Origin of the sequence: Streptomyces sp. RKND-216, assembly GCF_004795255.1 — a bacterium.
Lineage (GTDB): Bacteria > Actinomycetota > Actinomycetes > Streptomycetales > Streptomycetaceae > Streptomyces > Streptomyces hazeniae.
In genome coordinates, this window is record NZ_SSBQ01000002.1 from 1059167 (window position 1) to 1072172 (window position 13006).

15 protein-coding genes and 1 pseudogene are annotated in these 13006 nt (G+C 73.2%); 4 read left to right on the forward strand and 12 right to left on the reverse strand.

Translation table 11 applies throughout. From position 1 onward, the window contains the following. Positions 1 to 7: 7 nt before the first annotated feature. A complete protein-coding gene (locus E4198_RS04585; RefSeq protein ID WP_027763174.1) occupies positions 8 to 679 on the forward strand; it encodes a TrkA family potassium uptake protein in 672 nt (223 codons plus the stop codon). Continuing rightward, positions 676 to 1344 (forward strand): TrkA family potassium uptake protein, encoded by a 669-nt coding sequence (locus E4198_RS04590; protein WP_027763173.1) that lies wholly within the window; start codon positions 676 to 678, stop codon positions 1342 to 1344. The genes E4198_RS04585 and E4198_RS04590 overlap by 4 nt, the downstream gene beginning before the upstream one ends. Before the next feature lie 384 nt (positions 1345 to 1728). On the opposite strand, the gene E4198_RS04595 is transcribed toward E4198_RS04590, so the two are convergent. The 6 genes and pseudogenes from E4198_RS04595 to E4198_RS04620 all read right to left on the reverse strand — a co-directional run bounded on the left by E4198_RS04595 (position 1729) and on the right by E4198_RS04620 (position 5733). Then, positions 1729 to 2535 (reverse strand): DUF3159 domain-containing protein, encoded by an 807-nt coding sequence (locus E4198_RS04595; RefSeq protein WP_136182032.1) that lies wholly within the window; start codon positions 2533 to 2535, stop codon positions 1729 to 1731. A gap of 3 nt (positions 2536 to 2538) precedes the next feature. Then, the gene (locus E4198_RS04600) at positions 2539 to 2937 is read right to left on the reverse strand and encodes an OB-fold nucleic acid binding domain-containing protein (RefSeq protein WP_136182033.1); all 399 of its coding nucleotides are present in this window, start codon (positions 2935 to 2937) and stop codon (positions 2539 to 2541) included. Next, a pseudogene (locus tag E4198_RS04605) lies at positions 2934 to 3691 on the reverse strand (ABC transporter ATP-binding protein). Before E4198_RS04605 ends, E4198_RS04600 begins: the two are co-directional and overlap by 4 nt. Before the next feature lie 134 nt (positions 3692 to 3825). After that, positions 3826 to 4617 (reverse strand): DUF3710 domain-containing protein, encoded by a 792-nt coding sequence (locus E4198_RS04610; RefSeq protein WP_136182034.1) that lies wholly within the window; start codon positions 4615 to 4617, stop codon positions 3826 to 3828. 1 nt (position 4618) lies between these two features. Beyond that, on the reverse strand, positions 4619 to 5143 hold the full coding sequence (gene dut, locus E4198_RS04615) for a dUTP diphosphatase (RefSeq protein ID WP_136182035.1): 525 nt from the start codon (positions 5141 to 5143) through the stop codon (positions 4619 to 4621). After that, the gene (locus E4198_RS04620) at positions 5140 to 5733 is read right to left on the reverse strand and encodes a PaaI family thioesterase (RefSeq protein ID WP_247597556.1); all 594 of its coding nucleotides are present in this window, start codon (positions 5731 to 5733) and stop codon (positions 5140 to 5142) included. Before E4198_RS04620 ends, dut begins: the two co-directional genes overlap by 4 nt. A 61-nt stretch (positions 5734 to 5794) precedes the next feature. Between E4198_RS04620 and E4198_RS04625 the strand changes: the two genes are divergently transcribed. Then, positions 5795 to 6322, forward strand: a complete 528-nt coding sequence (locus E4198_RS04625) for a DUF3093 domain-containing protein (protein ID WP_136182037.1) — start codon at positions 5795 to 5797, stop codon at positions 6320 to 6322. A gap of 45 nt (positions 6323 to 6367) precedes the next feature. Here the strand turns inward: E4198_RS04625 and E4198_RS04630 are convergent, their stop codons facing one another. The 4 genes from E4198_RS04630 to E4198_RS04645 all read right to left on the reverse strand — a co-directional run bounded on the left by E4198_RS04630 (position 6368) and on the right by E4198_RS04645 (position 9929). Beyond that, positions 6368 to 7270, reverse strand: coding sequence for an EcsC family protein (locus E4198_RS04630; protein ID WP_247597557.1), 903 nt, complete (start codon positions 7268 to 7270; stop codon positions 6368 to 6370). Between the two features lie 16 nt (positions 7271 to 7286). Continuing rightward, positions 7287 to 7586, reverse strand: a complete 300-nt coding sequence (locus E4198_RS04635) for a DUF4193 domain-containing protein (protein ID WP_023528427.1) — start codon at positions 7584 to 7586, stop codon at positions 7287 to 7289. 426 nt (positions 7587 to 8012) lie between these two features. Next, positions 8013 to 9272, reverse strand: a complete 1260-nt coding sequence (locus tag E4198_RS04640) for a HAMP domain-containing sensor histidine kinase (RefSeq protein WP_136182038.1) — start codon at positions 9270 to 9272, stop codon at positions 8013 to 8015. Between the two features lie 3 nt (positions 9273 to 9275). Then, a complete protein-coding gene (locus tag E4198_RS04645; RefSeq protein WP_027763166.1) occupies positions 9276 to 9929 on the reverse strand; it encodes a response regulator transcription factor in 654 nt (217 codons plus the stop codon). A gap of 411 nt (positions 9930 to 10340) precedes the next feature. Here E4198_RS04645 and E4198_RS04650 point away from each other — a divergent pair, with 411 nt between their 5' ends. Continuing rightward, positions 10341 to 10535 (forward strand): hypothetical protein, encoded by a 195-nt coding sequence (locus E4198_RS04650; protein ID WP_136182039.1) that lies wholly within the window; start codon positions 10341 to 10343, stop codon positions 10533 to 10535. 381 nt (positions 10536 to 10916) lie between these two features. On the opposite strand, the gene E4198_RS04655 is transcribed toward E4198_RS04650, so the two are convergent. Next, complete coding sequence (locus E4198_RS04655) at positions 10917 to 11693, reverse strand: inositol monophosphatase family protein (RefSeq protein ID WP_247597855.1); 777 nt, start codon at positions 11691 to 11693, stop codon at positions 10917 to 10919. 105 nt (positions 11694 to 11798) lie between these two features. Next, a complete protein-coding gene (locus tag E4198_RS04660; protein WP_136182041.1) occupies positions 11799 to 12911 on the reverse strand; it encodes a ferrochelatase in 1113 nt (370 codons plus the stop codon). Between the last annotated feature and the right edge of the window lie 95 nt (positions 12912 to 13006).

Below are 13006 nucleotides of genomic sequence, written 5' to 3' on the forward strand. Positions count from 1 at the left end.
GACGGGCGTGCACATTGTGATCATGGGCTGCGGACGCGTAGGCGCCGAGCTCGCACAGGCCCTGGAACAGCAGGGTCACACGGTCGCCGTGGTCGACCGCGACCCCACGGCGTTCCGTCGGCTGGGCTCCGGCTTCGGCGGGCGTCGAGTGACCGGGCTCGGCTTCGACCAGGACACCCTCCGGGAGGCCGGAATCGAGGAGGCCGGCGCGTTCGCCGCCGTCAGCAGCGGCGACAACTCCAACATCATCTCGGCCCGGGTCGCGCGGGAGAACTTCGGCGTGGAGAACGTCGCCGCCCGCATCTACGACCCGCGCCGCGCCGAGGTCTACCAGCGGCTCGGCATCCCCACGGTCGCGACCGTGCGCTGGACCGCCGACCAGATGCTGCGACGGCTCCTGCCGTCGGGCGCGGAACCACTGTGGCGCGACCCCAGCGGCGGCGTGCAGCTCGCGGAGGTGCACGCGTCCGAGGAGTGGGTGGGCCACCGGGTCAGCCGGCTCCAGGAGGAGACGGGCGTACGCGTGGCCTTCCTCACCCGGCTGGGCGAGGCCATGCTGCCGACGTCGCAGACCGTGCTGCAGGAGGGTGACCTGGTGCATGTGATGATGCGCACCGACCAGGTCGCCGAGACGGAAGCGGCCTTCGCGAAGGGCCCCGAGGAGGCGCAGCAGCGATGAGGGTGGCGATTGCGGGTGCCGGAGCCGTCGGCCGCTCCATCGCGGGCGAACTCCTCGAGAACGGCCACGAGGTGCTGCTCATCGACAAGACGCCGTCGGCGATCTCCGTCGAGCGCGTCCCGCTGGCGGAGTGGCTACTGGCCGACGCGTGCGAGATCACGTCGCTGGACGAGGCGGCGCTGGAACGGTGCCATGTGGTGATCGCAGCGACCGGCGACGACAAGGTGAACCTCGTGGTCTCGCTGCTGGCGAAGACCGAGTACGGGGTGCCGCGGGTGGTGGCCCGGGTCAACAACCCGAAGAACGAGTGGCTCTTCAACGAGTCGTGGGGCGTCGACGTCGCGGTGTCGACACCGCGCCTGATGTCGGCGCTGGTCGAGGAAGCCGTGAGCGTCGGCGACCTGGTGCGGCTGCTGCGCTTCTCGCAGGGCGACGCGAACCTCGTCGAGCTGACGCTCGCGCCGGAGGCCGCGCTGGCGGGAACGCGGGTCGGCGACGTGGCCTGGCCGCAGGACACCGCGCTTGTGACGATCATCCGGGGGAACCGGGTGCTCACACCGAACCCGAACGACGCCCTGGAGGCCGGGGACGAGCTGCTGTTCGTGGCCGCGCCGGCGCGGGAGGAGCAGCTGGAGGACCTGCTGTCCGTCCGCGGGTCAGGCTGACGCCCGGGGGCAGCCGACGTACGGCGCCTCGCGGCTGCGGGGTTCCGCCCCGCCCGCACGTGTCCGGAGGACTCCCGGTGAACGCAGGTGACGCCGGTGGCTCTCACGCTGCGGCCCCGCGCGCCCGGAGACCACCCCGCAGGCCGCCACGTCGGGCCGACCGGTGTGGGCGGGGAGCCGGTGACGGCGGAGAGGGGGCGCCCGTCGGCGCTCCAGTCCCCCGCGACCGGCCGGGTCCCGGCGGCGCCGTCGGGCACGCGCTCGACCCGCCGCTGCTGCGGCGGGCCGAGGCGCCGAACAGTGCGGGGCGGTCGCGGGCGGAGCACCGCCCTCCGGGCTGTGCCCGGCCCGTGGCGGGCGGGTCGGCCGCCCGGCCCGGAGGGCCTACGCGCGGTGACGGCCGCGTTCGGGCGCGGGGGTGTCGTCGGCCTTCGGGGCGGCCTCCGCGGCCTTCGCCTCCTCCTCGGCCTCCATCTCGGCGAGGACGTTGATCGGCGGCGGGGCCTTCGCCAGGAAGATCCAGGTGAGGTAGACGGCCAGCAGCAGCGGGGGGATCTTCAGGGCGACGGTGACCCAGCCGAAGCGGGTCGGGTCGGCGAAGAAGTACAGGGGGAAGAGGATCGCCGACTTGGTCAGGAAGATGAAGCCCCAGGCGTAGCTGGCCTTGACGTAGGCGCGCTTGCGGCCCGGGTTACGGGTGCGCCAGGAGAGGTTCTCCTTGAAGATCGGCCCCAGGATGATGCCGAGCAGCGGATAGCCGGTGGCCGCGCTGATCAGGTAGGCCAGCGCGAGGCCGAGCCCGTACAGCATGCCCGGCAGGTAGAAGTCCTTCGCGTCCCCGGTGAAGACGGCGAAGGCTACGCCCACCGCGACGCCGAAGACGCCGCTGAAGGCATGCTTGACCGTGCTGCGGCCGAGGAGCCGTGCGACGCCCATCAGGGCGGAGAGGACGAGTGCGGCGATGGCCGCGGTGTGGATGTCCCGGTTGATCGTGTAGATCAGGATGAAGCAGAGCCCGGGGACGGTCGTCTCGATGAACCCGCGGAGGCCGCCGAACGCCTCCAGCAGCGCGGCGTGCGTCTCGGCCTGGTACGTCGCTCCGTCGGGTGACGCCGGGGTCCCGTCCTCAGCGGGCGGGGGCGTGACCCCTTCACGGTTCTGGTGGGCGGTGTCCCTGTCGAGTGAGGTCACCCGCTACTCCTGTCCGAGGGGTCGCAGTTCGTACTTGGGGTTGAAGAGCACGGGGCGGCCCCGGTTCATCGCCAGCCGGCCCCAGGCGATCACCTTGCGCCCGGGTTCGATACCCGCGATCGCCCGCCTGCCGAGCCACACCACGTCCAGGGCGGCCGAACCGTCGAAGAGTTCGGCCTCCAGGGTGGGAACTCCGGCGCGTGGCCGCAGCGTCACGGTGCGCAGTGTACCGGTCACGCGGACGAACTGCCGGTCCGCGCACTCGCTGATGCGCGTGCAGCCGGTGGTCGCCGTGTCCTCGCGCAGTTCGGCGGACCGCAGATCTTCCTCCGAGGAGGACAGCCGCTCCAGGAAGCGCCGGAAGCGCCCGTGGGCGGGCTCGTCGCGGGTGGCACCTTTCATAGCGCCAGCGTACCCGCGCCGGGCAAGGGATCCCGGCCCTGCGGGACCCGGCCGTCGGTGAGCTCCAGTACCTCGGCGGCGAGACCAAGGAGCGCCTCGTCGCGGGTGGCCACAGGGCGGTGATGCCCTCGCTGCGAACGACGGCGCGGAGCAGTTCCATCACGGCGAGTCCGGTGTCGGCGTCGAGCTGGCCGGTGGGCTCGTCGGCGAGGAGCAGGCGGGGGCGGTTGGCGAGGGCGCGGGCGAGCGCGACGCGCTGCTGCTGGCCGCCAGAGAGTTCACCGGGACGCTGTGCGGCATGGTCGGCGAGGCCGACGAGGGAGAGCAGCAGCGCGACGCGCTCCTCGCGTTCGGCGGTGGGAGCACGCCGCAGACGCAGCGGGACGCCGACGGTCTCGGCCGCGGCGAGCACCTGGAGCAGGCCGAAGCCCTGGAAGACGAAGCCGACGCGGTCCCGGCGCAGCTCCAGCAGCTGCTCGCGGGTCAGGTCGGCGAGGGCGGTGCCGTCGACGGTGACCGTGCCGTCGTCGGGGGTGTCGAGCCCGCCGACGAGGTTGAGGAGAGTGGTCTTAGCCGATCCGGAGCGTCCGCCGACGGCGGTGAGCCGGCCGCGCGGCACGGTGAACGAGACGCCGCGCAGCGCGTGCACGGCGGTGGCGCCGCTGCCGTACGTGCGGTGCAGGCCCTCGACGACCATCGGCTCGGGCCGCTGCTCCGGCGAGGTGCCGGCCTCCGCCGGTGCGGCGTCGCTCATGTGCGTCCCTGGTCCCCGTGCGTGCCCGGAGGCCCCTCCTACGGACCTCCGGCCCCGCTCCGCGACGCCCCGAGGCGTGTCGCGGCGGCGGGGCCGGGACGACCGTACCGCGCGGTGCGCGGCTGCGGCAGGGGTCAGCGGACCTCGGTGATCTCGGGGCCGCGCTGGAGCTTGTCGATGCCTCCGGCGAACCGGGAGCCCTCCTCGACGGTCTCCTGCCGGACACCCTCGGGAACCATCTGGGCGTCCTCGGGGAGCTGGAGGACGATCGGGTCGCGCGGGGCCATCGGCGAGTCGCCGCGCACCACGACGGTGTCACGGAAGATCGACTCGAGCAGCCCGGCCTGCTCCGGCTGGACGGCACCCTGGCCGGAGATCACGCCGCGCAGGAACCAGCGCGGGCCGTCGACGCCGATGAACCGCACGACCTGCACGCCATGCTTGCCGTCGGGCAGCTGGACGGGGACCTGGGCACGCAGCTCCCAGCCGAGCGAGCCCTCCTTCTCGTCGATGACGCCGCCCTGCTTGGTGATGCCGGCGGCGATCTCCTCGCGGACCTCCTCCCAGATGCCCTCGCGCTTGGGCGCGGCGAAGGCCTGGAGCTGGACGGCGCTGTCGCGGAGCACGACGGTGGCCGCGACGATCGCGTCGCCGGCGACCTCGACGCGGAGTTCCATGCCCTCCACGCCGGGAACGTAGATGCCGCCGAGATTGACGCGACCCTTGCCGGGCTCGCCGACCTCCGAGAGGTCCCACGGGCCGTCCGGTCGCGGGGCCGGAGGCAGCTTGACGCGCTGCGCCTCGGCGTCGGTCACGCCGTCGGCGCCGGTGGCGTCGCCCCCGCCACCGTCGGACTGCTCGGTCTCGAACTCGTCCGAGGCGCCCCTCTCAGGCTTTTCGCTCTTCTTGCGACGACGTCCGAACACGTCACTGTCCTCTCAGGTCGGCGTCCAGGCCGGATTCGACCACAACGGAATCTTCTTGGCGTGCAGCGGTGCCGGTGCCGTGGCCCCCGGTCGAACCGAAGCCCCCCGCGGCCCGTGCCGAGCCCGGCAGCTCCTCCACCTCGTGGAAGCGCACCTTCTCCACCTGCTGAACGACGAGTTGGGCGATGCGGTCGAACCGTTCGAACCGCACCGTCTCGCGCGGGTCGAGGTTCGCCACGATCACCTTGATCTCTCCACGGTACCCGGCGTCCACGGTTCCGGGGGCATTGAGCAGCGAGAGGCCGCAGCGGGCGGCGAGGCCGGATCGGGGGTGCACGAAGGCGGCGTACCCGTCGGGCAGCGCGAGGGAAACCCCGGTGGGCAGCAGGGTCCGTTCGCCGGGGGCGAGCACGGCGGCCTCGGTGGTGACCAGGTCGAGGCCGGCGTCGCCGGGGTGGGCGTAGGCGGGGAGCGGCACCTCGGGGGCGAGGCGGCGGATCAGCACGTCGACGGGCGGCCGGCTCACGGGTTCACCTCGAAGGCGCGGGCGCGGCGGACCTGGTCCGGGTCGGCCATGGCGGCCTTGATCTCGGCCTCGCGGCCGTGGTCGACGAAGTGCTCGACCTTGACCTCGACGAAGACGGCGTCCGCGCGGACGGCGACCGGCCCGTCCGCGCCGCCGATGCGGCCGGTGGCCGTGCAGTAGATCTTGCGGCCGTGCCGGGCGAGGGCACGGGCGTCCAGGTGCAGCACCGTGTCCACGGGGACCGGGCGGACGAAGTCGGCCTCCAGACGGCCCGTCACGGAGATGACGTGCATCAGCCAGTTGAGGGAGCCGAGGGTCTCGTCCAGGGCGGTGGTGAGCACCCCGCCGTGGGCGAGACCGGGTGCGCCCTGGTGGGCGGGCTTGACGGTGAACTCGGCGGTGACGGTCACGCCCTCCCCCGCGCGGGCCTCCAGGTGCAGGCCGTGCGGCTGCTTCTCGCCGCAGCCGAAGCACTGGTCGTAGTGGGAGCCGAGCACCTCGCCGGGGGCGGGCGCATCGGGGTGACGGACCGGGGTCACGGCGTCGTCCGGCGGCGTCAGGGAGGTTCGGGCGGGTCGGTCTGCACTCACGTGTGCAGACCTTACCGGCGCGGAGGGCGGCGGCTCCGCGCGGCCGTGCCAAGCTGGAGGCATGGAGCAGCCTTCCACCCCCTCGGCGTCGTCCCCGTCCGCACCCTCCCCGCAGGGGGCCGCACGGCCGGCCAGGCCGTTCGACGAGCGGCTGACGGCGCCGCGGTCGTGGTGGCTGATCGCCGTGCTGGCCGGGCTGTCCAGCGGGCTGATCCTGCTGCCGGTGGGGGCGGTGGCCATGCTGGTCGGGCTGGTGGTGACGGGCGCGGCTGCCGCGGTCGGGGTGAGTGCGTACGGCTCGGCCCGGGTGCGGGTCGTCGCCGGCTCACTGGTCGCCGGGGACGCGCGCATCCCCGTCGCCGCGCTGGGTGAGGCATGGGCGCTGGACGCGGACGAGGCGCAGGCGTGGCGCACGTACAAGGCCGACCCGCGGGCGCACATGCTGCTGCGGGGGTACGTGCGCACGGCGGTGCGGGTGGAGGTCACGGACCCGGAGGACCCGACGCCGTACGTGTACGTCTCGACGCGTCGGCCCGAGGCGCTGGTGGTGGCGCTGCAGGCGGCCGGGGCAGGCGCTCCGGAGGGCTGACGGGCCCTGAGGGACTCGTGGGGCCCGGGACCCTTGCGGGCGGGCTCAGCGGCCGGGCGGGAGCCCGGGAGCACCGGGCGGGGGAAGTTCACCCGGCGGTGGCAGCTCGTGCCAGGGGACGGCGACCCGTCGGAGGTCGGTGCGGACCCGCTCTGCGAGCTTCGCGGTGTCGCGCCGGTTCATCACCGCACCCACGGCCGCACCCACCATGAACGGAGTGAGGCTGGGCAGGTTGCGCAGCGTCCGTTTGAGGAGCTGCTGCCGCAGTTCGCGGCGCATCTGCACGCCGAGGGCGGCGTTCACCGTCGCGGGTTTGGTGAGGTCGATCCGCCGCTCGGAGGTCCACGCCTGGAGGTAGGCGGTGGTGCGCTGCTGGAGGGTGCCGGGGGCACGGCGGCCGTACACCTCGTGCAGTTCGGCGATCAGCTTGAGCTCGATGGAGGCGACGCCGACGATCTCGGCGGCGAGTTCGGTGGGCATCGCCGGTGGGACGGGCATCATCGCGGCCGCGCCCACCCCGGCGCCGACCGTCGCCGAGCCCTTCAGAGCACCCGAGACGAGGCGGTCGGCGATCTCCTCCGGGCCGAGGCCCGGGAACTGGCGGCGCAGTGTCTCCAGGTCGCGCACCGGGATGCGCGGCGCGGTCTGCACGATGCGGTCGGCGACCACGCCGAGGAAGGCGCGGACCCGGCCGCGCCGTGAGCGGTCGTCGGGGGCGTCCGGATCGAGGGGGTCTGCTGCTTCCGGAACGTCCCCGCTCCCGGCCCGCTCGGCCTCGGCAGCCGGTTCCGCCCCTCCTACGGCACCGACGTCGCCGTCGGCCGCGTCGGCGCCGCTCCGGCGCGCCCACCGGACGCGCGGCAGGCGGCGGCGCGCGGGCACCGGTGCGAGCGAGGCGCCCTCGTCCTGGGCTCCTCGCTCGGCATCACGTGCGTCGTCTGCCGCCACGGCGGGGCGTAGCTGATCAGGCCGCGCAGTCGCGGCAGATCGGGTGCCCGTTCTTCTCGGCCGCCAGCTGCGAACGGTGGTGCACCAGGAAGCAGCTCATGCAGGTGAACTCGTCCGCCTGCCGCGGCAGGACGCGGACCGACAGCTCCTCGTTGGACAGGTCGGCGCCGGGCAGTTCGAGGCCCTCGGCCTGCTCGAACTCGTCCACGTCGACGTTGGAAGCGGACTTGTCGTTACGTCGCGCCTTGAGTTCCTCGATGCTGTCTTCGTTGACGTCGTCGTCGGTCTTGCGTGGGGTGTCGTAATCCGTTGCCATGTCGCTCTCCCCCTCTGGGTGTATGCGGTGTCTCAGCGCACGTAACGCGTGAGAGGCCGGGCTTGTGCCCGACCTGAGGCGGAGATTTTGCCTCACATCAAGGTCTGTTACTCAATCGACACCCGCCCCGACCCCCGAAGAGGCGATCGGGTGGGCAGTCGATCAGGACCGTAGATGGTCCGAAAGTCGCACTTGGCGCGCGCCACTCCGTGGTCTGCCCACGATCGACACCAGGCGAAACCCGGACGTTCCGGCATTTCTTCCCGGCCGAAGATCACACAGCGTCGATGCGGCCGAAATTGCCTGTGTGATCGATCACAGCCGCGCGGGCGCCCGTCCCGGTGGCGTCCGTGTCCGCCGAATTCCGTACATGTGCTCCTCCTCACACCCCTTCGGTCCACCCTCGGGCGAGCCGCGACGCACGGCTCAGACGGGCAGCACGACCCACACGACCAGGCCGCCCTCGTCCCGCGGCCGCGCCTGCACTGTGCCGCCGTGGGCCCGCACCACGGACCGCACGATGGACAGCCCCAGGCCGACGCCCCGGTCGCTTCCGGTCCGCTCGGAACGAAGACGCCGGAACGGCTCGAACAGGTTGTCCACCTCGTAGGCCGGGACGTGCGGCCCGGTGTTCTCCACGACCAGCAGCGCGTGCCCGGGCTGCGCCTCGGTGCTCACCGCCACCCAGCCGCCCTCGGGAAGGTTGTAGCGCACGGCGTTTTGCACCAGGTTCAGCGCCACCCGCTCCAGCAGTACCCCGTTCCCCTGCACGTACGCCGGCGGGCGCAGGCCGCCCAGCTCCACGCGCGCCGTCTGGGCGTCGGCACGCATCTGCTCCACGGCCCGGCCGGCCACCTCGGCGAGGTCGACGGGCTTGCGGTCGACGATCTCGTTCTCGCTGCGGGCGAGCAGCAGCAGGCCCTCCACCAGCTGCTCGCTGCGTTCGTTGGTGGCCAGCAGGGTCTTGCCGAGCTGGTGGACCTCCGGGGAGGCGTCCGGGTCGGAGAGCTGCACCTCCAGCAGCGTGCGGTTGATGGCGAGCGGGGTGCGCAGCTCGTGCGAGGCGTTGGCGACGAAGCGCTGCTGCGCGGTGAACGCCCGGTCCAGCCGGTCCAGCATCTCGTCGAAGGTGTCGGAGAGCTCCTTCAGCTCGTCGTCCGGACCCTCCAGCTCGATGCGCTTGTGCAGGTCCGACCCGGCCACCTGGCGAGCGGTGCGGGTGATGCGGCCCAGCGGAGACAGCACCCGGCCGGCCATCACGTAGCCGAACGCGAACGCGGCCAGGGCGAGGCCCATGAGCGCCAGCAGCGAGCTGCGCAGCAGCTCGTCCAGGGCATGGGCACGCTGCACGTCGTTGCACTGCGCGAGGCGGCGCATCAGCTCCTCGGCCGGCATCCGCCCGGCCAGCTCCGGGCAGGTGTTGGAGGTCAGCTGCGCCTCCACGCCGATGATCTTGAACGGCAGCTCGTTGATCTCGTACAGCGCCTGGGCGGCGAGCAGATAGATGATCGTCAGCAGCACCATGCCGGCGATGAGGAACATGCCGCCGTACAGGAGCGTGAGCCGTATCCGGATCGTGGGCCGCAGCCAGGGGTACGGGCGGGACGGCTCACGCGGGTCCCAGGTGGGCTTCGGGGGCGCGTCGGGGGGCGGCGGATCGGGCGCGGGCGTAGGAGCGTCGGCCATGGCTCAGATCCGGTACCCGGCGCCGGGGACGGTGAGGATGACCGGAGGCTCGCCGAGCTTGCGGCGCAGGGTCATCACGGTGACGCGGACGACATTGGTGAACGGATCGGTGTTCTCGTCCCACGCCTTCTCCAGCAGCTGCTCGGCGGAGACCACATTCCCCTCGCCGCGCATCAGCACCTCCAGCACCGCGAACTCCTTCGGCGCGAGCTGCACCTGCCGGCCCTCCCGGAACACCTCGCGGCGGTTGGGGTCCAGCTTGATCCCCGCTCGCTCCAGCACCGGCGGCAGCGCGGCCGTCGTACGACGGCCCAGGGCACGGACCCGGGCGATCAGCTCGCTGAACGCGAAGGGCTTGGGAAGGTAGTCGTCGGCGCCGATCTCCAGGCCCTCGACGCGGTCGCTGACATCGCCCGACGCGGTGAGCATCAGCACGCGGGTGGGCAGACCGGACTCGACGATCGCCCGGCAGACGTCGTCGCCGTGCACCAGCGGCAGGTCCCGGTCGAGGACGACGACGTCGTAGTCGTTGACGCCCACGCGCTCCTCGGCGGCCGCGCCGTCGTAGACCACGTCGACGGCCATGGCCTCCCGCCTCAGTCCGGTCGCCACGGCATCGGCGAGCAGCTGCTCGTCCTCGACGACGAGTACGCGCACGGCGGTCTTCCTTCCCTGTCCGGTCCGGTCGGTCCGGCCCTGTCCTCGGTGCACCCCGGCGGGGCGGGCAGCTGTGCCGCCGGGGCGGTCACGGGTGCGGCGGCACGGGACCACCGCGCCGCACCCCAGCGGCGTGCTCCCCTCATCCTGCCCGCCCTGCCGGTAAACCGGCGGTAAGAGGAGGTGACGGACTGCGGGAGTGTACGCGGGACGACCGGGGATTTTTTTCACCGCCGGTGAGGTTTTCCCCGGCATCAAGGTGGGGAGGACGAGTGCACACCCAACGATCACGCCTTGCCGGCGGCATGGCCCGACCCACCCGGGCTTTCGCGCCGGCCGGGCAGCACGTCGTGATCGTGCCCATCACCCTCGGCACACCCCCGTGCCGCCGACCATGACGAGGGGGCGCACATGGACGCGTTCACCGCAGGCATTCTGCAGCGGATACGGAGCACCCAGTCCGATCTGCACGCCGCTCGTGAGTCGGGCGACGACTTCCTCGTGGACGTCGAGCAGGCCGAACTGGAGGATCTGCGGCGCATCGCCGCCGATCACGGCGTGGACGTGGACCGCATCAGCCGGGGGGTCAGCGCCTCCCCCTGCTGACACTGACGTTCGCGGCCGTCCCTCCACGACGGGCTGCGCCATCGCCGCCGACACAGCCGACACAGGGATGTGCCCCGGGCCCGAAGGCCCGGGGCACACCCCTGTGCGGAGCGACCGCCGGTCCGGCGTGCGGAGCGAGGGCCGGTGGTCGGCTCACGCGCGCGAGGGACGCGGTCGGGGTGCATCACCTCGGTCCCGCCCGGACAGCGAGCACCTGGCGGGACCGAGGACCGCCAAGGACCGCGCATTGCCGGGCCTTCCCGCTCAGCCGGACGGCACCATTGCGCCCGGCGAGCGCCTTCACGACGGTGCTTCCGGGGAGGCGGCGACGGCCGCCGGCGCCCCTCTGCGGGCTGTGCGGAGACCCGCACGGACGGGGGTTCAGTCGTGCCAGGCGCCGAGGGCGTCGAGGAGGGGCTGGAGGGCGCGGAAGACCCCCGGGGAGGCAGCGACCGTCAGGGCCTCGCCCAGCGGCTCGCCCGGCCGGCCACCGGTCAGCGCACCGGCCTCGCGGGCGATCAGGTCGCCGGCCGCCCAGTCCCAGCGGTGCAGTCCGCGTTCGTAGAAGCCGTCGAGCCGGCCCGCGGCCACGTCGCAGAGGTCGACGGCCGCCGAGCCGGACCGGCGGATGTCGCGGACCTGCGGGACGAGACGGCGCGCCACCTCCGCCTGGGCGACGCGCCGCTCCTGGACGTAGTTGAAACCGGTGCCGACGAGGGCCTGGTCGAGCGAGGGAGAGGTCCGGCACCGCACCGGCCGGCCGTTGCGGAAGGCGCCGTGTCCGGCGACGGCCCGGAAGGTCTCCGCGCGGGAGGGGATCTCGACGACGCCGACGACGGTCTCGCCCCGGTACTCCGCGGCGACAGAGACGCCCCAGGACGGGAGGCCGTAGAGGTAGTTGACGGTGCCGTCGATCGGGTCGATGATCCAGCGCACTCCGCTGGTGCCGTCCACCGAGGCGCCCTCTTCGCCGAGCACGCCGTCGTCCGGCCGGTGCTCGGCGAGGTGCCCGGTGATCAGCTTCTCGGCGGCGAGGTCCATCTCGGTCACGACGTCGATGGGGCTGGTCTTCGTGGCCGCCACTCCCAGGTCGTCCGGCCTCCCGTCGCGCAGCAGCACACCGGCCCGTTCCGCCGCCGCCAGCGCGGTCTCCAGCAGGTCGGCCTTGAGCCGCTCGAGCGCGTCGGGGTCTGAGGCGGCGCGGGGGCGGTGGTGTCCGTCGGTCACGGTGGTCGTGCTCCTCGTCGTCGGGGTCGGGCGGGGTCAGGTGTAGGGGCTGTCCGCGCCGGCCGCGGCGGGTTTCGGCGTGCGGGCCGGGCAGCAGCCGGCCGGGCACACGTCGTGGCTCGGCCCGAGGGTGCCGAGCGCGCAGCGCCGCGGCCGTTCGCCGCGTTCGGTGGCGGCCCGTTCCCGCACCAGTTCGCGGACGGCCGCGGCGAAGCGCGGATCGTCGCCCACGGTCGCCGAGCGGGCGGCGGGCAGTCCCAGTTCCTCGGCCTTGGCCATGGCCTCGGTGTCGAGGTCGTACAGCACCTCCATGTGGTCGGAGACGAAGCCGACGGGGATCATGACGACCGCGGGCGCACCGGAGCCGTACAGGTCCTCCAGGTGGTCGCAGACGTCCGGCTCGAGCCAGGGCACCTGCGGCGAGCCGCTGCGCGACTGGTAGACGAGCTGCCAGGGCCGGTCGACGCCGGTGGCCTCCCGTACCGCTTCGGCGATCACCCGGGCCGCGTCCAGGTGCTGGGCGACGTACGCGCCGCCGTCCGGGCCGGAGGTCTCGGCGGACGCGGTGGGGATGGAGTGGGTGCAGAAGGCGAGGTGGGCGCCGTCGCGCACGGCCTCCGGGAGCCTGCCCAGGGCGGCCAGGACGCCGTCGGTCACCGGGTCGAGGAATCCGGGGTGGTTGAAGTAGTGGCGCAGCTTGTCGACGCGCGGCAGCGCCAGGCCCTCCTCCTCCAGCGCGGCAAGCGACTCGGCGAGGTTCTCGCGGTACTGCCGGCAGCCGGAGTAGGAGGCGTAGGCGCTGGTGGTGAGCACCAGGACGCGGCGCGCGCCGCCCTGGACGGCGTCGCGGAGGGCGTCGGTGAGGTACGGCTCCCAGTTGCGGTTGCCCCAGTGGACCGGGAGGTGGAGTCCGTGCGCGGCGAAGTCCTTGCGCAGCGCCTCCGCCAGTGCCCGGTTCTGCGCGTTGATGGGGCTGACGCCGCCGAACCGGTAGTAGTGCCGTCCGACCTCCTCCAAACGTTCCCGGGGGATTCCGCGGCCCCGGGTGACGTTCTCCAGGAAGGGCACCACGTCCTCGGGTCCCTCCGGGCCGCCGAAGGAGAGGAGGAGCAGGGCGTCGTAGGGGCGGGCTTCGAGCGCGTCGGACATGTCATCGATCCTGCCACCCGGGCCGCCCCGAGCCGCGCAGGGCCCGTGAGTATGATCCCCGCAGCCGCCGGGGGAGGCGGCCCGTGGGCACGGGC